Genomic DNA, 21,107 nt, shown 5'->3' on the forward strand with positions numbered 1-21,107 from the left:
TTTTTTCACGCTCTTTTGAAGACGTGAACCTCAAAAAAGGGCTGCCCCGGCCTGGCACCTGGCCCGCAAACCTCTGCCGACACGCGGCAAAACGGGCAAACAACTCAAGTGGCCGAGCGCAATGGCAGCTCTGGCAGATTCGGCAAAGGCGGGTGGTTTGCAAAGGAAACAGCAAGCGCGCCAGCTTCACAGGATCTGTGTGGGCGGCTCTCTGTGGGCGATTCTTGGGGTTAATACCGAGGCATTAACGATGCTGCGAGGCCCGATCAGGAGACGTCCTTATAATCGGGGGGAGATTGTAGCGAAGAACGCCGGGGAAATGGGCGGGTTTTATGACTTTTATTAGGCGTTCGGTCAGGCGGCCAACGCCTGGTGACGTGGCGACCGCGCAGGGCGTGGGCTTACACGGGCGCGGGCCGGCAACGGATGATGCATCCAGCTCAGGCGAATTTCTTCGATTTCCACCCAGCCTTCGCCGACGGGAGGCTGGCAGCACGCTTTGAACGCCTGGCAACGGCCTTGCGCATCGAGCAGGGCGAACTGGCGAAGGGCGGGCTTGCGCGTAAACAGCGACCAGAGAAAATGCATGGCGATCAACCTCCTGAGATTGAGGCCAAGCATGCCTGCTTCGGATGACGAGCCCATGTAACGGCTATGACATATCGGTGACATCGAACCGCAGGCGAAGCCCCGGGTCACAGGTTGTAACTGACGCTAGTTCCCTGCAGGGGCGCCCCGCTATACTGCCGGCCTGTCGGTACCTGATTTCTGGAGAGAAGCGCATGTTGCAACGCCTGTTGTTCGGTTTGATCACTGTGACCAGCTTGACCCTGGTTGGCTGCGCCAACAGCCCGCAGCAACTGACCCCGGAACCGAAAATCACCACGCAGTTGGCCCCGGTGGGCCATGGCCAGCCGGTGTCGGTACGGGTGGTGGACGGTCGTCCGTCGCCGACACTCGGTTCGCGCGGTGGCCTGTACCCGGAAACCGCCCTGGTGTCGGTGAACGCTCAAGACGTGCTGCCCAAGCTGCAGGCCCAGGCCGAAGCGGCCGTGCGCCTGCTGGGTTTCACCCCCAGCCCCAACTCACCGGGCGCTCCGCAGTTGACGATCACCCTGGCCGAGTTGAAGTATCAGTCGCCTAAAGACGGTCTTTACGTGACCGAGGCGTCCATTGGCGCCACCTTCAAGTCCGACGTCACCGCCGGCACCCGTCGCTACAGCGGCCGTTACGGTGCGTCGCTGAACCAGCGCTTCGGCATGTCGCCTAACCAGGAAACCAACACCAGGCTGGTCAGCGACGTCCTGAGCGACGCCTTGACCCGCCTGTTCAAGGACCCAAGCATCGGTTCATTGCTCAGCTCGCAGTAATCGCTCAAACAAAAAACCGGGCTCAACGATGAGTCCGGTTTTTTTATGCCTTCAGTTTCACGCGGCCGTGTCGATACAAAAGTCCAGCATGCTCACCCCCGTCAACAGATCGGCCTCGGGCAAGTCCGCATGCTGGTGCCCGCCAAGGGCGCAATACACCAGCCAGTGGCGGTCCTGCACGTTGAACGCCAGGCCGCCGATCAGCGCCTCCTGCTCGTCGCTTTGGGCAATCAGATACAGCCGATCCTGGTTGTGCGCGTGCAGCATGACAAGCTCCTGAATGTTCGAAGGGCAACAGAGTGGCTTGTTAAGGTGACGTTCAGGTGACGGCGTAAATTACTGGATACATTAGCCGTCCATGGGAGATGGAGCGGTTTTGCTGCTCGAGGCCACTACCGTCAAGGTTTGTATCTGAACCGATACCCACAGACTGTTTCATCGAGGTTTGCGATGGCGCTGCCCGCACTATTGATCAATGCCGTGGCTTTATCAGTGGCCTGCCCAGGCGCTGCGCTGCTGTTCATCACCCGCCTGCGCGAGCAACGCGCCATGGCTGAACTGACGGCGCAAAGTGAAGATCGCGCAATCGACCAGCCCATGCTGTTCCTGGATGTGCGCACCGAGCGGGCGCACCGTGTGGCTTACCGCATCGGGTTCGCCTGCCTTGGACTGGCGCTGGCTACTTCCTGGCTCAGCACCCGAATCTAAAAAAACGCAGAACCAATGTGGGAGGGGGCTTGCCTCCTCCCATATTTTCTTGATCGGTGGTTACAGCGGGATCCCCGCCTTGACCCGATACTGATTGCGCACTGGCGTCGCGTATTGCACCACCAGGAACGGACGGTGCTCGGCCGGGCAGTCGTTCAGGCGCCGCTCCCACTCCGCCTTCGCCTTGGCCAGTTCATCCGCCGGGAACACCTCGGCCGCCTTCGGCACCTGCAACTGCGGGTCGGCATCGCTCCACTGGGCGTACGCCAGGTAGTGCACCGGGAACAGCCGGTAGCCGCCGAGAATCTGCCGATCCATTTCCACGGCCAGGACCTTGGTGTCTTCGAAACGCTCGGTAATCGGCGGCGCGAAGTTGATATGTACGCGGCCTTTGTAGCCGGTGATGCCCAGGGCAATGCTGACGTCATCCTCGCCTTGCGCCTTGACGTAGGTGCCGGTGGTGGCGCGGATATAAAGTTCGCGGGCCTTGGCGGCATCGCACGGGTCGTACTCGTAGCTGATGGACACCGGCGTCAGGTTGAGTGACTGGATCACTTCGGCAAACGGCTCGTCCTTGCGGCTGACATGGAACATCTTGAGGATCGCCGACTCGGTGCGGTCATCCCCGTCCTTGGCGCGGCCTTCGGCCTGGGCGATCCAGATCGACTGGCAGTCGTTGCGGATCGAATGGTTGATATAGGCCGACAGCAGGTTGAACGCCGCCATCTTCTCCTTTCGCCCGGTGATCGAACGGTGCACGATGAAGCTCTTGTTCAGGCGCATCAGGTCACTGACAAACGGCTTTTGCAGCAGGTTGTCGCCGATGGCGATCCGTGGCGTCGGCAGGCCGGCGTGGTAGACGGCATAGTTGACGAAGGCCGGGTCCATCACGATGTCGCGGTGGTTGGCCAGGAACAGGTAGGCGGTGCCGGATTTGAGCTGTTCGACGCCGGTGTAGGTCACGCCGTCGGTCGCCCGGTCAATGGTGTGGTCGACGTAATACTCGACTTTGTCCTGAAGCGTGGCCACGGTGGTGACACCGGCGAACTCGCGGCGCAGTTTGCGCGCGATCATCGGCTTGAGCAGCCAGCCCAGGGCGCCGGCAAAGCGCGGGAAGCGGAAGTGGGTCAGGATGTCCAGAAAGGCCTTGTCACTGAACAGCCGGGCCAGCACTGCCGGGACTTCGCTGTCGTTGTAAGGTCGGATGGTATCGAATTCGCCCATCATGCTCTCTTGTTAGAAACGGCTAGGGTAAGTAAAGGAAATACCAGGGAGCGTCCGGGCAATTGGCCCGGCCGGAAAATAGCCCTGTAAATAGACCGGCGATTATACGCACAAGTCACCTGGGAGACTGCGATGCTGGAAACTGCACTGTACGATTGTCCTTATTGTGGTGAAGCGGTAGAGACCGCGGTGGATTTATCCGGCGGTGATCAGACCTACATCGAGGACTGTCAGGTGTGTTGCCGACCGATCATTTTCAACCTGCAGGTCCATGGTGAAGAGTGGATGCTCGAAACCCGCAGTGAAAACGAATAACAGGTACGCCCATGCAGCGAATCTACGAACCGGAAAACCTGATGGAAGGCGAGTTGCTGCAGCAAATGCTCGCCAGCGAGGGCATCGAGGCGCACCTGGTAGGGCGCCATTTGCTCGGCGGCACGGGGGAGTTGCCGATCTTCGGCCTGCTGGGGCTGGAAGTGGACAACGACCGGGCGGCTGAAGCCCGCGAGCTGATTACCGCCTATATCGGTGCGCAACCCCTGCCCGGCGACGAACCCGACAGCTTCCCCGACGTATTGGTCTGTTAGGCTGTCGGTCGGTTTACCCAAGAGTCGTGTTGCCCCATGTGTGGACGTTATGCCCTGTTTCGCTGGAACCCTACCTTTGCTGCCCTGCCGGGCTTTCCGGCCGACCAGCAGGCCCAGTGGAACATTTCCCCGAATGATTCGGTGCTGATCCAGCGCCTCAATGACGGCCAGCGCACCCTGGCACGGGCGCGCTGGGGCCTGACGCCGCCCTGGCTGACTGACCTTTCCCGCACCCCGGCCCATGCCCGTGCCGAAACCCTGGCCGAGCAACCGATGTTTCGCGAAGCGTTTCGCCAGCGTCGTTGCCTGCTGCCCGCCAACGGCTTTTACGAATGGCGCGGCACCCAGCGCAAGCGTCCGTACTGGCTGACGCCGGGGGAGGGCTCGACCCTGTTTTTTGCCGCGATCTGGGAGGCGTACCCGGTGCAGGAGCAGGTGTGGCTGAGTACGGCAGTGGTGACCCAGGCCGCCCAGAGTCAGCGCCGGCCGTTGATTCTGGACGCGGCGGGGCAGGCCGCCTGGCTCGATCCCGAGACGCCCTTGCATGTGTTGCAAGGCTTGCTGGCCAGTGAGCCGGCCCCATTGCGTGAGCGAGTCCTGGCCAACATGGTCAATGATCCCAAGCTCAACGGGCCGGAGTGCCTGACCCCGGCCTGAGCCTGAGGCCGGTTGCTCACTGAAGTTGCCGGGCGTGTGAGATGTGTCCGAAATTCATCGGTTACACGTCTGTTGTATCTGGCGCCGATACAAATGAGCGCCTACGATACGCGCCATGTTTTCAGGGCGTCTTTTCAGGGAGAGTGTATTGATGAAGAAATCATTGGCCGTAAGTGTATTGGCGGCAGGCGTGTTGCTGGCCGGGTGTCAGTCGGTCAACACCACCAGCGGCGGCGCCGTCGGGGTTGAGCGCAAGCAATATATGTTCAGCATGCTGTCGAGCCAGGAAGTCGACCAGATGTACGCCCAGTCCTACCAGCAGACCCTGGGCGAGGCCAGCAGCAAAGGCCAGTTGGACAAGACCAGCGCCAATGCCAAGCGCGTGCAGGCGATCGCCAATCGCCTGATCGCCCAGGCGCCGACCTTCCGCCCGGATGCGGCGCAGTGGAAGTGGGAAGTGAACCTGATCAAGAGCGATGAGATGAACGCCAACTGCGGGCCTGGCGGCAAGATCTTCGTGTACAGCGCGTTGATCGACAACCTCAAGCTCACCGACGATGAACTCGCCGCGGTGATGGGCCATGAAATCGCCCACGCCTTGCGGGAGCATGGCCGCGAAGCCATGTCCAAGGCCTACGGTATCGAGATGGCCAAGCAGGGCGCCGGCGCGTTGTTCGGCCTGGGCCAGGACAGCCTGGCGCTGGCCGATACCGTGGCCAACTACGGCATGACCTTGCCCAACAGCCGCAGCAATGAAAACGAAGCGGACCTGATCGGTCTGGAACTGGCGGCCCGCGCCGGCTACAACCCGAACGCGGCGATCACGCTGTGGAACAAGATGGCCAAGGCTTCGGAAGGCGCACCGCCGGAGTTCATGAGCACTCACCCGGCCTCCGACAGCCGCATTGCCTCGTTACAGGCGGCGATTCCGAAGGTGATGCCGCTCTACCAGCAGGCCAAGAAGTCCTAAGACTTCAACGACAAGTAGCAAGCTTCAAGCTGCAAGAAAAAGCACTGCTTCTTCCTGCAACTTGAGGCTTGAAGCTTGCAGCTAGATCCAGCCACTGCTCTGCATGGCCTTGTACACCGCCACAATCGCCAGGACAAAGAACGCCGTAGCCGCCAATCGGCGAATCAACGTCAGTGGCAATTTCTCCGCCGCGAAATTCCCCGCCAGAACCACCGGTACGTTGGCAATCAACATGCCCAGGGTGGTGCCGATAATCACCAGCCACAGTTCCGGGTATTGCGCCGCTAGCATCACTGTGGCGATCTGGGTCTTGTCCCCGATTTCCGCCAGGAAGAAGGCAATCAGCGTGGTCAGGAACGGCCCGAACTTGCGCGAAGTGCTGGCTTCGTCATCGTCGAGTTTGTCTGGCACCAGGGTCCACAGCGCGGTGGCGCAGAAGCTGGCCGCGAGAATCCAGTGCAATACCGCATCCGAGAAGAAACTCCCGAACCAGGCCCCCACGGCACCGGCCGCCGCATGGTTGGCCAGGGTCGCAGCGACGATGCCGGCGATGATCGGCCAGGGTTTGCGAAAGCGTGCGGCAAGGATGAGCGCGAGCAGTTGCGTCTTGTCGCCGATTTCGGCCAAGGCAACGATTGCGGTAGGAACGAGCAATGAATCCAGCATCAGGTAGGTTTCCAGGGGCGGGTCGACACGGCTATGACACGTACAGCCTTCCCGCCCCGGGTAAGGTGTGCGTGTCATAGGTCTTGTCAAACCCCGGTCCGTCTGTGCGGACTCCTGGGTCGCATACGCCATGGCCTGTTGACCAAGTATGTTGACGTATGCCGGACGAGCGTGGCGCTCGTGGGAGACTACTCCCCTAGGACGGAGCGGATTCTGCCTAGGCAAAATCCATTCGGCAAGCGTTCTTTTTCAAACGGCCATCAGCCGCGCTTGGCACGGTAGATGCGAAAACCATTGCCTTCGGCCTTGACCGCACACACGCCCAGATGCTCTTCGATCAACGGCTGGTACTTGAGGAAGCTGTTAGCCACCAGGCGAAGTTCGCCACCTTTTGCCAGGTGTTTCGCCGCTTTTCGCAGCAGGTTCTCGGTGGCGAAATAATCGGTGTGCACCCCGACATGGAACGGCGGGTTGCTCAAAATCGCGTTCAAACCCATCGGCGCGGCGTCGATGCCATCACCGGTCAGCACCTCGGCTTCCAGCCCGTTGGCGGCCAGGGTCAGGCGACTGCTGGCAGCGGCGAAGGCGTCCACATCCAGCATCGTTACGCTGTTGTGCGGGTAGCGCCGTTTGACCGCCGCCCCCAGCACACCGGCGCCGCAACCGAAGTCGAGCAAATGGCCGCTCGGCAGTTTGTCCAAGTGCTCCAGCAACAGCTCGGTACCGCGATCCAGACGGCCGTGGCTGAATACACCCGGCAGGCTCACCACCTTGAGCGGGCCTTCGGCCAGCGGCACATCGAACACCTGCGCCAGGCTCTCCAGCTCGACCGCTTGCGGAGCGTTGGCCACGGTGATTTGCCACAGCTGGCAATGCCGCGCGTTGTCGAGCTTGCGCGGTTTGCCATACGGCGCCATCTGCTTGGCGGCGCTTTCGATACCGCCTTTTTTCTCCCCCACCAGGAACAGTTCGGCGCCGGGCAGTCGCGCTGCCACGGCGTTGAGCAGGTAATCGGTGAGGTCCTTGGATTTGGGCAGGAAGATCACCGCCGCATCGAACCCGCGCTCGGGCGCATTCACCCCAAACTGGCTGCGCTCCGGGAAGCGTGCGTCGAGCGCCGCCTGGTCGCCGGCATGCCAGCACCAGCCGTGGGCGTTGGGCAGGCGACCCAGCAGGTCGTCGGCGGGCAAACCCACCAGCAGCAGGTTGCCTTGAAAAAGTTCGGCCTGACGAAGCAGTACTTCACTGCGCGGATCCATGGTCTGCTCCTTGAAAAGGGGCGCAGTTTATCAACTGACGACGCGCAGCGGGGCGCCGCTGAAAAAGCCCCGGGCGTTTTCCGCCAGTTGGCCGACGATACGCTGCCGCGCTTCACGGCTGCCCCAGGCGTTGTGGGGTGTGACGATCAGTCGAGGAATATCGCCGGCCAGCAACGGGTTGCCATTGACCGGGGGCTCAACACTCAGCACATCGGTCGCCGCGCCGCCCAGGTGGCCGCTGCGCAGGGCATCGGCCAGGGCCTGCTCGTTGATCAAGCCACCGCGCGCGGTGTTGACGATAAATGCGCCGGGCTTGAGCCGCGCCAATTCACGGGCGCCGATAAAGCCCCGGGTGTGTTCATTGAGCGGGCAGTGCAAGGTGAGTGCGTCCACCTGCGCCAGCAGTTCATCCAGGGGCACGCGGTCGGCACGGGCAGGGCGCCCGGGGATCGCGCCGAGTAGCACGCGCATGCCGAAGGCTTCGGCCAGGCGGGCCACGGCACTGCCCAGTTCGCCATGGCCCAGCAGGCCGAGGGTCTTGCCTTCCAGCTCGACAATCGGGTGGTCCAGCAGGCAGAACTGCTTGGCCTCCTGCCATTTGCCGGCGCTCACATCGCGCTGGTAGTCCTGCAGCCGCGTCGCCAGGTTGAGCAACAGCATGATCGTGTGCTGCGCCACCGACGGTGTGCCGTAGCCCTGGCAGTTGCTCACGGTGATGCCGTGGGCGCGGGCGGCTTCCAGGTCAATGTTGTTGGTGCCGGTGGCCGATACCAGGATCAACTTGAGTTCCGGGCAGGCCGCCAGGGTCTCGCTGTTGAGCGGGATTTTGTTACTGATCGCCACCTGCGCGCCTTGCAGGCGCTCGACCACATTCTGCGGTGTGGTGCCCGTCAACAACTGCAAGTCGCTGAAGCTGCCGTGCAACTCGCTGAGGTCGAGGTCGCCCAGATCCAGGGAGGGGTGATCAAGGAAGACGGCGCGGCGATTGTTCGTCATCAACTGTACCTTTTGCGACAGGGTTCGAAGGCGTAATCTGCCGAGCCTACCAGATGAAATAATCCGTTACTTAATGGAGTGAGTATGTACGCCGCCGAGTTTTTGACCGTAGCCCTGATTCACCTGTTGGCGGTGGCCAGCCCCGGCCCGGATTTCGCGGTGGTGGTGCGCGAGAGTGTGACCCACGGCCGTCGCGCCGGGACGTGGACCGCGCTGGGCGTGGGCTCGGCGATTTTCCTGCACGTGGGCTATTCGTTGCTTGGCATTGGCCTGATCGTGTCCCAGTCCATCGTGTTGTTCAATGCACTGAAATGGGCGGCCGCCGCCTACCTGCTGTACATCGGCTTCAAGGCCCTGCGCGCCAAACCGGCCAAGCCTGCCGCCGAGGGCGAGTTGCACCGCGAAGCGGGCGAGCGCACCCCGCGCGGCGCGTTTACCGCAGGCTTCGTCACCAACGGCCTGAATCCCAAGGCGACGTTGTTCTTCCTGTCGCTGTTCACCGTGGTGATCAACCCGCACACACCGCTGGCGATCCAGGCCGGCTACGGCGTGTACCTGGCGGTGGCGACGGCGTTGTGGTTCTGCCTGGTGGCGATGTTGTTCAGCCAGCAGCGCGTGCGCGCCGGGTTTGCGCGGATGGGGCATTGGTTTGATCGGACCATGGGAGCGGTGTTGATCGCGATTGGGGTGAAGTTGGCGTTTACCAGCGCGAAATAAACGCTGTTCTCAAGTAAACACAATCCAGTGTGGGAGGGGGCTTGCTCCCTCCCACATTTGACCTCCATTGCCCTGAATAATGGCTCAAAGCTAGCATTCCCCAGCTTCTGCAAATCATTCCTTTGGCTGATTTAGCTGAAACATAACCTCTCTACAGTGCAGGTCTTCAAGCCAAGACCGTGCAGTCATAAAAGGGATTCGTATGTTGCAGACCCGTGTTATTCCGCCCGCAGAAGGTGCGTATCAATACCCGCTGTTGATCAAGCGCCTGTTGATGTCCGGTACCCGTTACGAGAAGACCCGGGAAATCGTCTACCGCGACAAGCTGCGCTACACCTACCCGACCTTGATCGAGCGCGTCGCGCGCCTGGCCAACGTGCTCACCGCAGCCGGGGTCAAGGCCGGTGACACCGTGGCGGTGATGGATTGGGACAGTCATCGTTACCTGGAATGCATGTTCGCCATCCCGATGATCGGCGCGGTGATCCACACCATCAATGTGCGCCTGTCGCCGGAACAGATTCTCTACACCATGAACCACGCCGAAGACCGCTTCGTGCTGGTCAACAGCGAGTTCGTGGGGCTCTACCAGGCCATTGCCGGGCAGCTCAACACCGTGGACAAGACGCTGCTGCTCACCGATGGCGAAGCCAAGACCGCCGAGTTGCCCAACCTAGTCGGTGAGTATGAAACCCTGCTGGCCGCCGCTAGCCCGAAGTACGATTTCCAGGACTTCGACGAACACTCCGTCGCCACCACCTTCTACACCACCGGCACCACCGGCAACCCCAAGGGCGTGTACTTCACCCATCGCCAACTGGTGCTGCACACCATCGGCGTGGCGACCATCATGGGCAGCGTCGACAGCGTGCGCCTGCTGGGCACCAACGACGTGTACATGCCGATCACGCCGATGTTCCACGTGCATGCCTGGGGCCTGCCGTATGTGGCGACCATGCTTGGCCTGAAGCAGGTCTACCCCGGCCGCTACGACCCGGAATACCTGGTAGAGCTGTGGCGCAAGGAGAAGGTCACCTTTTCCCACTGCGTGCCGACCATCCTGCAAATGGTGCTCAACGCCAAGGCTGCCCAAGGCGTCGATTTTGGCGGCTGGAAAATCGTCATCGGCGGCAGTGCGCTCAACCGCACGCTGTATGAGGCGGCAAAGGCCCGTGGGATTCAGCTCACCGCCGCGTACGGCATGTCCGAGACCGGCCCGCTGGTGTCCTGCGCCCACCTCAACGAGGAACTGATGGCCGGCACCGAGGACGAGCGCATCAGCTACCGCATCAAAGCCGGCGTGCCCGGGCCGTTGGTGGAAGCGGCGATCATGGACGCCGAGGGGAATTTCCTGCCCGCCGACGGCGAGTCCCAGGGTGAGTTGGTGCTGCGCGCGCCGTGGCTGACCGAGGGGTATTACAACGAGCCGCAGAAGGGCGCCGAGCTGTGGGCGGGTGGCTGGATGCACACCGGCGACGTGGCCACCCTCGATGCATTTGGGGTGATCGATATCCGCGACCGCATCAAGGACGTGATCAAGACAGGCGGCGAGTGGATCTCCTCCCTGGCCCTCGAAGACCTGGTCAGCCGTCACCCGGCGGTACGCGAAGTAGCGGTGGTGGGCATTGCCGACCCGCAGTGGGGCGAGCGCCCGTTTGCGTTGCTGGTGGTGCGTGATGGCCATGAGATTGGGGCCCGCGAGCTCAAGGAACACCTCAAGCCTTTTGTCGAACTGGGCCATCTGAGCAAGTGGGCGATTCCGAGCCAGATCGCCGTTGTTACGGAAATTCCCAAGACCAGTGTCGGCAAGCTCGACAAAAAACGTATCCGTATTGACATCATTGAATGGCAGGCCAACAACAGCACCTTCCTGTCCACCCTCTGAGCTGATTTGCCGTGCCCTTAGTGGCACGGCGATGCTCTATCTCGCGCCTTCACTTGTGATTTGCCAATTTTCAGCCATCCTTGCCGCGTCGGCCTTCGCCGACATGGCGAAAGGGCTGTGGCAGACGGGTTGGTGATGCAAATCACACTTTAGAGGGATCAAGCGGTACCCCCTGCTGGCTATAGTCCCACCCAGAGTTTTTCAAGGATGCATCGCTTCGGGCCATGGAGGTTCAGTTGCCAGGCGGCATTGGAATCGTTGTATTCCGGCCGTTACAAGCATCACAGAACAAACTCACTGCCATAACAATAATGCACATGGAGTAGCGTCGATGACCTCAGTAAACCAGTTCTGGCGCCGGGCAAGACTGCCCCTGGCCGTCAGTCTCGCCTCTACGCTCGCCGGGCCCGCATTCGGCGTCAGTTTCAATATCGGTGAAATCGAAGGGAGTTTTGACTCGTCGCTGTCTGTGGGGGCGAGCTGGTCGACGGCCAAGCCCAACCGTGACCTCATTGGCGTCAACAATGGTGGAAAGGGGTTGTCCCAGACCTCCGATGACGGCCACTTGAACTTCAAGCGTGGCGAGACGTTCTCGAAGATCTTCAAGGGCATCCACGATCTGGAATTGAAATACGGCGACACTGGCGTATTCGTGCGTGGCAAGTACTGGTATGACTTCGAACTCAAGGACGAAAGCCGTGAGTTCAAGGACATCAGCGACAACAACCGCAAGGAGGGCGCCAAGTCCTCCGGTGGGCAGATTCTCGACGCCTTCGTCTATCACAACTATGCCATTGCCGATCAGCCGGGCAGCGTGCGGTTCGGTAAGCAGGTGGTGAGTTGGGGCGAAAGTACCTTCATCGGCGGTGGTATCAACTCCATCAACCCGATCGACGTGTCTGCGTTCCGTCGTCCGGGTGCGGAAATCAAGGAAGGCTTGATTCCGGTCAACATGTTCTATGTGTCGCAAACGCTGACCGATAACTTGTCGGCGGAAGCCTTTTATCAGTTGGAGTGGGACCAGACGGTTACCGATAACTGCGGCACTTTCTTCTCTCAACCTGATGTTATTTCCGATGGCTGCAGTAACAATTTGCGAGTGTTGAACAGCCGTCGCTTCCTCCCTGCCGGAGTACTCCCAGGGCTCGCCGCAAATGGCGTCGACGTCAATAACGAGGGCGTACTGGTGCGTCGCGGCCCGGACCGTGATGCGCGCGACAGTGGTCAGTTCGGTGTCGCGTTCCATTACAATTTCGAGCCTCTGGATACAGAGTTCGGCGCTTATTTCATGAACTACCACAGTCGTGCGCCGATCTTCAGTGCCCAGGGGGCCCCACAATCAGCCTACACTGGCGCAACGCCAGGTGTGCCTGGCCAATTGCGTCCGTTGGTGGTCGCCGGTAACTCCAATTATTTCGTCGAGTACCCTGAAGATATCCGTCTCTATGGTTTGAGTTTCTCCACCACCCTGCCCACAGGGACTGCATGGAGCGGCGAGTTGAGCTACCGTCCTAATGCCCCGGTCCAACTGAGTACCACAGACATTCTCTTTGCCGGTGTCACGCCGCTTCCGCCCTTCAATAATGCATCTGTGTTGAAAGGGTCGCCGGGTCAGGATTTGCATGGCTACAATCGCAAGGAAGTCACCCAGTTCCAAACCACCTTCACGCACTTCTTCGACCAAGTCATGGGCGCCAGTCGCTTGACCACCGTCGGTGAAATCGGCGTGACCCACGTGGGCGGTCTGGAGAGTAGGTCCCAGGCGCGTTATGGCCGCGATCCGGTGTTCGGTCCGGGCCAGTTGCCGGGTGGTTTCTGTACCGCACTCAACAACTCCACTGCTCAAGGCGGCGGCCAGGCCAATGCTGCCAACCTCAACACCAACTGCAATAACGATGGCTTCACCACCGCCACCTCATGGGGCTACCGCGCACGTGCAATCTGGGAATACCCGGATGTGTTCGCTGGCGTCAACCTCAAGCCAAACGTGGCCTGGTCCCATGACGTAAAAGGTTATTCGCCAGGCCCTGGTGGCAACTTTGAAGAGGGCCGCAAAGCGGTGAGCCTGGGGTTGGACGCTGAGTATCAGAACACCTACACGGCGAGCCTTGCCTACACCAACTTCTTTGGTGGTGACTTCAACACCTCAAGTGACCGCGACTTCGTCGCCCTGAGCTTCGGCGCCAACTTCTAAGCACACTGTATTTTCAGGAAGACCAGAACATGAAAATAACCAAAAGTCTGTTGCACGTGGGTGTGCTTGGGCTGTCGATCCTGGCGAGCAATGTCATGGCGGCCGTGTCGGCGGATGAAGCCGCCAAGCTGGGCACGACGCTGACGCCGATGGGCGCGGAAATGGCCGGTAACGCGGCCGGCACCATCCCGAAATGGTCGCCGATGCCGACCAACGCCGGCGCTGTGGATGCCAAAGGTTTCCTCGCCAACCCGTACGCCAGTGAGCAACCGCAGTTCACCATCACCGCGCAGAACGTCGAGCAGTACAAGGACAAGCTGGCACCGGGGCAGTACGCGATGTTCAAGCGTTACCCGGAGACCTTCAAGATGCCGGTCTACCCGACCCATCGCGGCGCTACCGTGCCGGCCGATGTGTTCGCCTCCATCAAGAAGAACGCCACCACCACCAACCTGGTGTCTGGCGGCAACGGCCTGGAAAACTTCGAAACCGCCATACCGTTCCCGATCCCGAAAAGCGGCGTGGAAGTGATCTGGAACCACATCACACGTTATCGCGGTGGCAGCGTGACCCGCCTGGTGACCCAGGCCACGCCGCAAACCAACGGCTCCTACAGCCTGGTGTACTTCCGCGACCAGTTCGTGTTCCGCGACAAGATGAAGGACTTCGACCCGAAGAACCCGGGCAACGTGCTGTTCTACTTCAAGCAGCAAGTGACCGCGCCGGCACGTCTGGCCGGTGGTGTGCTGCTGGTGCACGAAACCCTGGACCAGGTGAAGGAACCGCGTTCGGCGTGGGTCTACAACGCCGGCCAGCGCCGCGTGCGTCGGGCGCCGCAAGTGTCCTATGACGGGCCGGGTACCGCCGCCGACGGCTTGCGTACCTCCGACAACCTCGACATGTACAACGGTGCGCCGGACCGCTACGACTGGAAACTGGAGGGCAAGAAGGAAATCTACATCGCCTCCAACAGCTACAAGATCGACGATCCGAAGCTCAAGTACGCCGACATCATCAAGGCCGGCCACATCAACCAGGACCTGGCACGCTACGAGCTGCGCCGTGTCTGGCACGTGGTCGCGACCTTGAAGGAAGGCCAGCGCCACATCTACGCCAAGCGTGACTTCTACATCGACGAAGACACCTGGCAAGCCGCAGTGATCGACCACTACGACGGCCGTGGCCAACTGTGGCGTGTCGCCGAAGCCCATGCCGAGAACTACTACGACAAGCAAGTGCCGTGGTACGCCCTGGAAACCCTCTACGACCTGCAGTCCGGCCGCTACCTGGCCCTGGGCATGAAGAACGAAGAGAAGCAGGCCTATGACTTCGGCTTCACCGCCACCACCAGCGACTTCACCCCGGCGGCCCTGCGCCAGGACGGTGTTCGCTAAGTTGCACGAGTAACTCAAGGTGGGAGGGGGCTTGCCCCCGATAGCGGTGTGACAGTCAGCGCAGCATTGACTGATCCGCCTCTATCGGGAGCAAGCCCCCTTCCACTTTTTGTTTGTGGCGATATTTCTTGTCTCAGTTCTTTTTCAGGCAAATGTTGCAAAGATCTACAAACCCGCCGCTTTTACCGCTAGTCTGCGGACATCTGCAATGCCGACAACAGCCTTCTACAAGAGCCCGGCGATGACTGATCTGTCCCGAATCCAAGGGCCTGCCAGCCGGATAATCCCGACCCTGGAAGGTCGCTTCTACAGGCCCCCGCTGCCTGATGGCTACGTGCTGCGTCCGCGCCTGTGTGAACGGCTGGGCGCCGGCCTGGAGGGGCGGTTGCTGCTGGTCTGCGCACCGGCCGGGTTCGGCAAGAGTTCGTTGGCGGTGGAGTTCTGCCAGGGCCTGCCGGCTCACTGGCACAGCCTGTGGCTAGGCCTGAGCCCACGGGACAACGACCCGGGGCGTTTTCTTGAGCGCCTGCTCGAAGGGTTGCAGCACTACTTCCCGGCACTCGGCGCCCAATCCCTGGGCTTGCTGAAAATGCGCCAGCGTCACCAACCCTTTGCGTTTGAAGAGTGGCTCGACGGCCTGCTCGATGAGCTGACCGTGCACCTGTCCACCCGTGCGCCATTATTGCTGGTGCTGGATGACTACCATCTGGCCCAGGGACCGGTGCTGGACCGATGCCTGCAATTCTTCCTTAACCATTTGCCTGATGGCCTGGTGGTGCTGGTCACCAGCCGCCAGCGCCCGGACTGGCATCTGGCGCGCCTGCGGTTGTCACGGCATTTGCTGGAGTTGCACGAGCAAGACCTGCGCCTGACCCATGCCGAATCCCAGGCGTTGCTGGATCGCCACAGCAGTTCCTTGAGTGGTGAAGCCCTCGACAATCTCATTCGCCGCAGCGAAGGCTGGGTGGCCGGTCTGCGCTTTTGGCTGCTGGCGGCTTCCGAAGCCGGCAGCGAGGACGCCTTGCCACAAAGCCTGCACGGTGGGGAAGGGCTGATCCGCGACTACCTGCTGGAAGAAGTGATCGACTGCCTGCCACCCGAAGTGCAGGCGTTCCTGTTCGACACCGCGCCCCAGGAGCGTTTTTGCAGCGAGTTGTGCGATGCCGTGCGCGAAGCCCATGACAGCGCCGAGATCCTGCGTTACCTGCAAGCCCACCAGGTGTTCCTGGTGCCCCTGGACGAGCAGGGACACTGGTACCGTTATCACCATTTGTTCTCCGACCTGCTGCGCACCCGTCGCGCGAGCAGCAATGTCTTGCCGGCCGCCAGCCTGCATCTGCGCGCGTGCCGTTGGTTCAACGCCCAGGGCTTGATCGACGAGGCGGTGGAGCAGGCGTTGCGTGCCGGGCACCTCGACGTGGCGGCCAACCTGGTGCAGAACCTGTCCGAAGAACAACTGCTGGCCGAGCAGAATGTCGGCATGTTGCTGCGCTGGAAAATGGACTTGCCCGACAGCCTGCTGATCAGCACGCCGCGCCTGATTGTGCTGTACAGCTGGGCGTTGGCACTGGCCTGCCAGTTGGATGCGGCGCAGGAGCTGTCCGCGTACCTCAGTCGCTTCCTGCCGGCGCCCTCGGCCACCGCACAGCGCTCGATGCTGGCCCAGTGGCTGGCGCTGAGCGGGATTATCGCCCGCGGTCGAGGTGACCGTGAATTGACGCAGCGCTATTGCAGCGAGGCGTTGGACAGCCTGCCGCAACGGCGTTACGGCCAGCGCCTGGTGTGCCTGTCGACCCTGTCCAACCTGGCCATTGCCGATGGCGATCTGTGGCGCGCCCGTGGCCTGAACCGCGAATCCCTGGAACTGGCGCAGCGCGTCGGCAACCCGCTGTTCGAAGCCCTGGCCCATTACGACCGTGCACGGGTGCTGCAGGCCCGTGGCGAAATCCTGCGCGCCCTCGACGAGGTGCGCCAGGGCCTGCAGCGCCTGCACGGCCTGGCACCGCAGCGACTGTATGCGGTGCGTGCGCGGCTGTCGCTCTACGAAGGCTATTTGCTGTTGGTGCGCAACCAGCCCGAAACCGGCATTGCCCTCCTGCGCGCAGGCCTGGCCGAGGCGCGGGCCTGTCGCGATATCAGCGTGCTGATCGGCCATTGCGTGATCGCCAGCTTCGAAGGGCGGCGCCATGACTTTCCCAAAGCCTTCGCCGAACTCGCCGAAGCCGAGCGCTTGATGCATATCTGGGATGTGCCGCCGATCTACTACCTGGCGATGATTACCCTGATCAAATGCGAACTGTGGCTGGCCCAGGGGCGCACCGATCTGGCGGATGCCTGGCTGACGCGCCTGGGGCAGACTTACCACGGCGAACAGGCCGCCGCTGCACCGGAATTCCATCCGCACTTGCCGCAGCATATCGGGCTGCAACAAGCCGCCCTCGATGCCGTGCGCCATCAGCCCCTGGCGGCGCTGGAGCGGCTCGACGCACTGGCGCAACAGGCCCACGACAGTGGGCGCCAGATGATTGCCCTGATGGCGCTGACCCAGCAGGCCCAGTTGCTGCTCGAGTGCGGTCAGGAAGCCAGGGCGCGGCCGGTGCTGGCCCAGGCGTTCGAGGCGGGTGCCGGGGGCGCGTTACAGCCGTTCCAGCGCTTGTTGGACGGGCATCCGGACTGGATGCGCGAGCAATTGGGCAAAGACCCGCAAGGTGTGCTGCACCAGAGCCTGCTCGCGCTTCTCCCGGCGGTCGTGACGCCCGAGGTCACGACCAGCCACGAAACCCTGAGCACGCGCGAGCTGGCGGTCCTGCAACTGATCGCCCAAGGCTGCTCCAACCAGGAAATCAGCAACCAGCTGTTTATCTCCCTGCACACCGTCAAGACCCACGCCAGCCACATCAACAGCAAACTTGGGGTGGAGCGACGCACCCAGGCCGTGGCGCGAGCCAAGGCCATGGGCTTGCTGGCGTAAGTGCCGGACGGTTTACGGTGTCGTCGGGCACTGGCCGGCTGACCTGTCGACCGCCTGGCTGACCTGCGCGGCAAAGCGCTTGAGATTGTTTTGATGGGCGAGCACCACGTTGTCGATGCTCGGCCCGGCGGGCGACTGCAACGTGGTCCGGCAGGTCAGCGGTGGGCGCTCGGTGCCACCGGCCGGGCGCAGGCGCCATTTGACGTCGAGCAATGCGTATTGGCCGGGTACGGAGTCAAAGCGCTGCACTTCAAGACGCAACAACATCGATTGTCGAGGGTTGCTGTTGGCCAGTTGGTCCACCAGCGCACTCCTCAGCTCATCCGCGAGGCTCGCGGCCCACCACTGGGTTTCCAGGATCGCCACGCCACTGTCGCCCTGGCGGATCACAATCTGCGGTCGGTCGACCTGGGGGGGAACGGTGATGCTTTCAATCCGGATGCTGCCTGCGTCGGCTCCCGTGGCCGTATTCCAGTGCGCCGGTGTCAGCGTATGAAAGGTAATCGGCGTACTGCTGCACGCCGCCAGCAACAGCAGCATGCCGACCACTGTGATTTTCAACGGAAACGTCATGGCGCTTGCTCCAGGGGTCATTTGCGTGGAGGTCCTTGCAGGTCCAGGGGCGCGGCGTTGTCGGGACGGCCGCGAATCAGCGATTCCGGGTGACGGCCCAGGTAGTCCGACAGTTCGCGCAGGGAACGCGACATGCGCCCCAGTTCATCCAGGGTCTGGGTCAACTGCTCGCGCTGCGGTGAATCCTCGGCCAGGGTCGAACTGGCCGATTGCAGCGTCTTGCTCACGTCAGCCAGGGTGTTCTGCACGCCGGGCAGGGTCTTGGCGTTGAATTGGGTCAGGCCTTTGCGCAGCTCGACCAGGTTGCTGTCGAGGTTGCCGGCAATGCGTTCGATCGGCAGTTGGTTGATCTTGTTGACGATGCTCTCGAGTTTTTCCTGCAGTTGCTCGAGGTTGCCGGGAATGGTTGGAATGCTGACCGGGCGCAGGCTGGGGTCAAATTTGACCTTCTCGGCTTTCGGGTAGAAGTCCAGCGCGATGTATAACTGGCCAGTCAGCAGGTTGCCGCTACGCGCCTGTGCGCGCAGGCCATTTTCGATGAACGAGCCGATCAGCCGTACGCCGGCGGCCTCATCGTTGGGGTCATGGTTCATGACCTTGAGCAGTTTGGTGTGGGCCTGCCCGAGCAACTGTGGATAGATCACGATACCGACGTTGAGTGGGAAGCTGCGTTTACTGGCATCGAAGTCCAGGTTGATCGACACCACCTTGCCAAACTCGACGCCGAGGAACTCCACCGGCGCCCCGACCTTGAGCCCGCGCAATGCCTGGTCGAAGCGCAGGGTCATGTATTGCCCCTCGCCATTGGGTGGGGCGAGGGCGCTGTCCTGGTCGTCGAAGAGCTCAAAGGTACGTGCTTCGTCAGCCGGTTTGTCGTTGGGGCTGTACGGCGGTGCCCGAAAGGCGATGCCGCCGACCAGCATGGACGAAAGCGATTCGGTCTTCAGCGCGAAGCCATTCGCGCCGACGCTCAGGTCAACCCCGCTGGCATTCCAGAAACGCGTGTTTTCGGTGACATAGGCATCATTGGGCGCATGCACGAACACCTCGACATTGACACCCTTGCCTTCGGCATCCAGCTCGTAGGCCACCACCTGGCCGACCTCGATTTTGCGGTAGTACACCGGTGAGCCGATATCCAGCGAACCGAGGGTCTGCGTGTGCAGCGTGAAACGCTTGCCCGGTTCGCCGTAGGTGATGGGCGGCGGGTTTTCCAGGCCTTTGAACTGCTTGGCACGGGTCTCCGATTGGCCGATGTCGGCACCGATGTAGTCGCCGGAGAGCAGGGTATCGATGCCGGATACGCCGCCGGCGCCGATACGCGGGCGCACCACCCAGAACTGTGAATCGGCGCGGGTGAAGCTTTCGGCCTGCTTGGCCAGTTGAACCGTGGCGTTGACGCTCTTCTGGTCGTCGCTCAAGGCGACGTCGGTCACCTGGCCGATCACCACGTTGCGGTACTTGACCTCGGTTTTGTTCGCGGTCAGACCGCTGCCGGTCTTGAAATTGAGGGTGATGGTCGGGCCCTGTTGGAGGACGCTGTGTACCACCAGCGAAATCCCCACCAGCACCGCGACGATCGGCACGATCCACACCAGCGAAACGCTGAAGCGCCGTGTCTTGATTGCAGGCGATCCTGGGGCTTGCGGGGTGTCAGTGGGATGTGACGTCATCCGCGGTCTCCTTGTTGTGTGGGGTTTCCCAGATCAGCCTCGGGTCGAAGCTCATGGCGGCCAGCATGGTAAACACCACCACCAGGCCGAAAAACAGGATGCCCAGGCGCGGCTCGATGGTGCCCAGGGCCTGGAACTTCACCAGTGCGGCCACCAGCGCGACCACGATGACATCCAGCATCGACCAGTAGCCAATCAGTTCGACGAAGCGGAACAGCTTCGAACGTTCCTTGCGTGCCCAAAGGCTATTGCGCTGCACGGTGACCAGCAGCAGGGCCAGGGACACAAACTTGATGCCGGGCACTGCGATGCTGGCGATGAAAATAATCAGCGCGATGTCCCACGCGCCGTGCTGCCAGAACTCCAGCACCCCGCTCATGATGGTGCTGTCCGCCCCCGAGCCGAGCATGGTGGTGTTCATCACCGGCAGGAGATTGGCCGGCACATAGAACGCCAGCGCGGTGAGCATGTAGGCCCAGGTGCGCGTCAGGGAACTGACCTTGCGCCGGTGCAAGGGCGCGCCGCAGCGCTCGCATTCGGTCGGCCCGTCGCGTAGGTCGCAGGACAATCCGCAACTGTGACAGAGGCACAGGCCGAGCTCGCTGGCCGTCGGCGGTGTGTTCATACGGTGTCCCACAGGTCGCGCACATCACGTCCGGCAATGCGGATCAGTAACAGGCTGAGCACGGCCAGGGCAAACAGGCCGGTGCCGGGGATCACATCAAGCATGCCGGCCAGCTTGAACACCGCCACCATTGCCCCGAGCAGGCACACCTCCAGCATGCTCCAGGGCCTGAGTGCCTCCAGCCAACGCATGCACAATCGGAACGCCGGTGAGCGCTTGCCCGCGAGGGCGAAGCTCAAGACCCACATCAGCAGCAGCAACTGGAACACCGGCGCGATGATGATGGAAATGGCCGCCACCAACGCGATAAACGTGATCGGCCCCAGGCTCAGCGCTACCACCGAATCCCATAGCGTGGCGCTGCTTTTCAGGCCTTGCAGGCTGATACTCATCACGGGATAGAAATTGGCGAACGTCCACAGCACCGCAGCCGTCAGCGTCAGGGCGAGACGCTGTTGCACGGTCAGGCCGTTGTAGCGCTGGAGCACGCCTGCGCAACGTATGCAGTGGGCTTTTTGATGTTTGGCGAGCGTGACTTTTTCGTACACACAGTCGCAGTGCTCGCAGATGATCAGTTGATTCGCCATGGGGATCGCTCCAACGCGGCACGGTGGCGGGGGCCTGGGTTGTTTTTCGAT

General features: G+C 61.7%; 21 protein-coding genes and 1 riboswitch. Of the genes, 11 read left to right on the plus strand and 10 right to left on the minus strand.

Going from position 1 to position 21,107, the window contains the following annotated elements; genetic code table 11:
- Positions 1 to 354: 354 nt before the first annotated feature.
- A complete protein-coding gene (locus BM416_RS07670) occupies positions 355 to 588 on the minus strand; it encodes a hypothetical protein (protein WP_092487029.1) in 234 nt (77 codons plus the stop codon).
- A gap of 194 nt (positions 589 to 782) precedes the next feature.
- Between BM416_RS07670 and BM416_RS07675 the strand changes: the two genes are divergently transcribed.
- The gene (locus tag BM416_RS07675) at positions 783 to 1,370 is read left to right on the plus strand and encodes a YajG family lipoprotein (RefSeq protein WP_092487032.1); all 588 of its coding nucleotides are present in this window, start codon (positions 783 to 785) and stop codon (positions 1,368 to 1,370) included.
- 57 nt (positions 1,371 to 1,427) lie between these two features.
- Here BM416_RS07675 and BM416_RS07680 read toward each other — a convergent pair whose 3' ends face one another.
- Entirely contained in the window at positions 1,428 to 1,637 is a 210-nt protein-coding gene (locus tag BM416_RS07680) for a hypothetical protein (protein ID WP_027604790.1), read from the minus strand.
- A 183-nt stretch (positions 1,638 to 1,820) separates the two neighbouring features.
- Between BM416_RS07680 and BM416_RS07685 the strand changes: the two genes are divergently transcribed.
- A complete protein-coding gene (locus BM416_RS07685) occupies positions 1,821 to 2,078 on the plus strand; it encodes a hypothetical protein (protein WP_065924279.1) in 258 nt (85 codons plus the stop codon).
- Positions 2,079 to 2,138: 60 nt separating this feature from the next.
- Here BM416_RS07685 and BM416_RS07690 read toward each other — a convergent pair whose 3' ends face one another.
- Positions 2,139 to 3,302 (minus strand): 1-acyl-sn-glycerol-3-phosphate acyltransferase, encoded by a 1,164-nt coding sequence (locus BM416_RS07690; RefSeq protein WP_175539043.1) that lies wholly within the window; start codon positions 3,300 to 3,302, stop codon positions 2,139 to 2,141.
- A gap of 132 nt (positions 3,303 to 3,434) precedes the next feature.
- On the opposite strand from BM416_RS07690, the gene BM416_RS07695 reads away from it, so the two are divergent.
- The 4 genes from BM416_RS07695 to BM416_RS07710 all read left to right on the plus strand — a co-directional run bounded on the left by BM416_RS07695 (position 3,435) and on the right by BM416_RS07710 (position 5,516).
- The gene (locus BM416_RS07695; RefSeq protein WP_027604787.1) at positions 3,435 to 3,617 is read left to right on the plus strand and encodes a CPXCG motif-containing cysteine-rich protein; all 183 of its coding nucleotides are present in this window, start codon (positions 3,435 to 3,437) and stop codon (positions 3,615 to 3,617) included.
- Positions 3,618 to 3,628: 11 nt separating this feature from the next.
- Complete coding sequence (locus BM416_RS07700; RefSeq protein ID WP_027604786.1) at positions 3,629 to 3,889, plus strand: putative signal transducing protein; 261 nt, start codon at positions 3,629 to 3,631, stop codon at positions 3,887 to 3,889.
- 36 nt (positions 3,890 to 3,925) lie between these two features.
- Positions 3,926 to 4,546: an SOS response-associated peptidase gene (locus tag BM416_RS07705; RefSeq protein WP_027604785.1), complete on the plus strand. Its 621-nt coding sequence runs from the start codon at positions 3,926 to 3,928 to the stop codon at positions 4,544 to 4,546.
- 151 nt (positions 4,547 to 4,697) lie between these two features.
- Positions 4,698 to 5,516: a M48 family metallopeptidase gene (locus BM416_RS07710; protein WP_027604784.1), complete on the plus strand. Its 819-nt coding sequence runs from the start codon at positions 4,698 to 4,700 to the stop codon at positions 5,514 to 5,516.
- A gap of 81 nt (positions 5,517 to 5,597) precedes the next feature.
- Here the strand turns inward: BM416_RS07710 and BM416_RS07715 are convergent, their stop codons facing one another.
- The 3 genes from BM416_RS07715 to BM416_RS07725 form a co-directional block, all read right to left on the minus strand.
- Entirely contained in the window at positions 5,598 to 6,182 is a 585-nt protein-coding gene (locus BM416_RS07715) for a TMEM165/GDT1 family protein (protein ID WP_092487038.1), read from the minus strand.
- Between the two features lie 89 nt (positions 6,183 to 6,271).
- Positions 6,272 to 6,391, minus strand: a riboswitch (yybP-ykoY riboswitch).
- A gap of 51 nt (positions 6,392 to 6,442) precedes the next feature.
- Positions 6,443 to 7,441, minus strand: a complete 999-nt coding sequence (locus tag BM416_RS07720) for a class I SAM-dependent methyltransferase (protein WP_092487041.1) — start codon at positions 7,439 to 7,441, stop codon at positions 6,443 to 6,445.
- 30 nt (positions 7,442 to 7,471) lie between these two features.
- Positions 7,472 to 8,437 carry a 2-hydroxyacid dehydrogenase gene (locus BM416_RS07725; protein WP_092487044.1) on the minus strand — a complete coding sequence of 322 codons (966 nt, stop codon included), beginning with the start codon at positions 8,435 to 8,437 and terminating at the stop codon, positions 7,472 to 7,474.
- 84 nt (positions 8,438 to 8,521) lie between these two features.
- Here BM416_RS07725 and BM416_RS07730 point away from each other — a divergent pair, with 84 nt between their 5' ends.
- The 5 genes from BM416_RS07730 (at position 8,522) to BM416_RS07750 (ending at position 17,598) form a co-directional block, all read left to right on the plus strand.
- Positions 8,522 to 9,154, plus strand: a complete 633-nt coding sequence (locus BM416_RS07730; protein WP_065938546.1) for a LysE family translocator — start codon at positions 8,522 to 8,524, stop codon at positions 9,152 to 9,154.
- 202 nt (positions 9,155 to 9,356) lie between these two features.
- Entirely contained in the window at positions 9,357 to 11,039 is a 1,683-nt protein-coding gene (locus BM416_RS07735) for a fatty acid--CoA ligase (protein WP_092487047.1), read from the plus strand.
- 331 nt (positions 11,040 to 11,370) lie between these two features.
- The gene (locus tag BM416_RS07740; RefSeq protein WP_092487050.1) at positions 11,371 to 13,233 is read left to right on the plus strand and encodes a DUF1302 domain-containing protein; all 1,863 of its coding nucleotides are present in this window, start codon (positions 11,371 to 11,373) and stop codon (positions 13,231 to 13,233) included.
- Positions 13,234 to 13,262: 29 nt separating this feature from the next.
- Entirely contained in the window at positions 13,263 to 14,627 is a 1,365-nt protein-coding gene (locus BM416_RS07745) for a DUF1329 domain-containing protein (RefSeq protein ID WP_065924270.1), read from the plus strand.
- A gap of 241 nt (positions 14,628 to 14,868) precedes the next feature.
- Positions 14,869 to 17,598 (plus strand): winged helix-turn-helix domain-containing protein, encoded by a 2,730-nt coding sequence (locus tag BM416_RS07750; RefSeq protein ID WP_092487053.1) that lies wholly within the window; start codon positions 14,869 to 14,871, stop codon positions 17,596 to 17,598.
- A gap of 12 nt (positions 17,599 to 17,610) precedes the next feature.
- On the opposite strand, the gene BM416_RS07755 is transcribed toward BM416_RS07750, so the two are convergent.
- From BM416_RS07755 to BM416_RS07770, 4 genes are read right to left on the minus strand one after another with little or no spacing between them, the layout of a single operon-like run.
- Complete coding sequence (locus BM416_RS07755; RefSeq protein ID WP_065938550.1) at positions 17,611 to 18,171, minus strand: PqiC family protein; 561 nt, start codon at positions 18,169 to 18,171, stop codon at positions 17,611 to 17,613.
- 17 nt (positions 18,172 to 18,188) lie between these two features.
- Positions 18,189 to 19,844 carry a PqiB family protein gene (locus BM416_RS07760; protein ID WP_092487056.1) on the minus strand — a complete coding sequence of 552 codons (1,656 nt, stop codon included), beginning with the start codon at positions 19,842 to 19,844 and terminating at the stop codon, positions 18,189 to 18,191.
- A complete protein-coding gene (locus BM416_RS07765) occupies positions 19,825 to 20,469 on the minus strand; it encodes a paraquat-inducible protein A (RefSeq protein WP_092487059.1) in 645 nt (214 codons plus the stop codon). Before BM416_RS07765 ends, BM416_RS07760 begins: the two co-directional genes overlap by 20 nt.
- Positions 20,466 to 21,056 (minus strand): paraquat-inducible protein A, encoded by a 591-nt coding sequence (locus BM416_RS07770; protein ID WP_092487062.1) that lies wholly within the window; start codon positions 21,054 to 21,056, stop codon positions 20,466 to 20,468. Before BM416_RS07770 ends, BM416_RS07765 begins: the two co-directional genes overlap by 4 nt.
- Between the last annotated feature and the right edge of the window lie 51 nt (positions 21,057 to 21,107).

The sequence above is a fragment of the Pseudomonas sp. NFACC42-2 genome (assembly GCF_900116055.1).
Taxonomy (GTDB): Bacteria; Pseudomonadota; Gammaproteobacteria; order Pseudomonadales; family Pseudomonadaceae; genus Aquipseudomonas; species Aquipseudomonas marginalis.

What these genes read in the sequence shown, in the direction of transcription:
- BM416_RS07760 (WP_092487056.1), bottom strand. Translation starts at nt 19,844, where the DNA reads ATGACGTCACATCCCACTGACACCCCGCAAGCCCCAGGATCGCCTGCA.
- BM416_RS07680 (WP_027604790.1), bottom strand. Translation starts at nt 1,637, where the DNA reads ATGCTGCACGCGCACAACCAGGATCGGCTGTATCTGATTGCCCAAAGC.
- BM416_RS07735 (WP_092487047.1), top strand. Translation starts at nt 9,357, where the DNA reads ATGTTGCAGACCCGTGTTATTCCGCCCGCAGAAGGTGCGTATCAATAC.
- BM416_RS07765 (WP_092487059.1), bottom strand. Translation starts at nt 20,469, where the DNA reads ATGAACACACCGCCGACGGCCAGCGAGCTCGGCCTGTGCCTCTGTCAC.
- BM416_RS07685 (WP_065924279.1), top strand. Translation starts at nt 1,821, where the DNA reads ATGGCGCTGCCCGCACTATTGATCAATGCCGTGGCTTTATCAGTGGCC.
- BM416_RS07710 (WP_027604784.1), top strand. Translation starts at nt 4,698, where the DNA reads ATGAAGAAATCATTGGCCGTAAGTGTATTGGCGGCAGGCGTGTTGCTG.
- BM416_RS07755 (WP_065938550.1), bottom strand. Translation starts at nt 18,171, where the DNA reads ATGACGTTTCCGTTGAAAATCACAGTGGTCGGCATGCTGCTGTTGCTG.
- BM416_RS07745 (WP_065924270.1), top strand. Translation starts at nt 13,263, where the DNA reads ATGAAAATAACCAAAAGTCTGTTGCACGTGGGTGTGCTTGGGCTGTCG.
- BM416_RS07750 (WP_092487053.1), top strand. Translation starts at nt 14,869, where the DNA reads ATGACTGATCTGTCCCGAATCCAAGGGCCTGCCAGCCGGATAATCCCG.
- BM416_RS07725 (WP_092487044.1), bottom strand. Translation starts at nt 8,437, where the DNA reads ATGACGAACAATCGCCGCGCCGTCTTCCTTGATCACCCCTCCCTGGAT.
- BM416_RS07740 (WP_092487050.1), top strand. Translation starts at nt 11,371, where the DNA reads ATGACCTCAGTAAACCAGTTCTGGCGCCGGGCAAGACTGCCCCTGGCC.
- BM416_RS07670 (WP_092487029.1), bottom strand. Translation starts at nt 588, where the DNA reads ATGCATTTTCTCTGGTCGCTGTTTACGCGCAAGCCCGCCCTTCGCCAG.
- BM416_RS07705 (WP_027604785.1), top strand. Translation starts at nt 3,926, where the DNA reads ATGTGTGGACGTTATGCCCTGTTTCGCTGGAACCCTACCTTTGCTGCC.
- BM416_RS07675 (WP_092487032.1), top strand. Translation starts at nt 783, where the DNA reads ATGTTGCAACGCCTGTTGTTCGGTTTGATCACTGTGACCAGCTTGACC.
- BM416_RS07690 (WP_175539043.1), bottom strand. Translation starts at nt 3,302, where the DNA reads ATGGGCGAATTCGATACCATCCGACCTTACAACGACAGCGAAGTCCCG.
- BM416_RS07695 (WP_027604787.1), top strand. Translation starts at nt 3,435, where the DNA reads ATGCTGGAAACTGCACTGTACGATTGTCCTTATTGTGGTGAAGCGGTA.
- BM416_RS07715 (WP_092487038.1), bottom strand. Translation starts at nt 6,182, where the DNA reads ATGCTGGATTCATTGCTCGTTCCTACCGCAATCGTTGCCTTGGCCGAA.
- BM416_RS07770 (WP_092487062.1), bottom strand. Translation starts at nt 21,056, where the DNA reads ATGGCGAATCAACTGATCATCTGCGAGCACTGCGACTGTGTGTACGAA.
- BM416_RS07700 (WP_027604786.1), top strand. Translation starts at nt 3,629, where the DNA reads ATGCAGCGAATCTACGAACCGGAAAACCTGATGGAAGGCGAGTTGCTG.
- BM416_RS07720 (WP_092487041.1), bottom strand. Translation starts at nt 7,441, where the DNA reads ATGGATCCGCGCAGTGAAGTACTGCTTCGTCAGGCCGAACTTTTTCAA.
- BM416_RS07730 (WP_065938546.1), top strand. Translation starts at nt 8,522, where the DNA reads ATGTACGCCGCCGAGTTTTTGACCGTAGCCCTGATTCACCTGTTGGCG.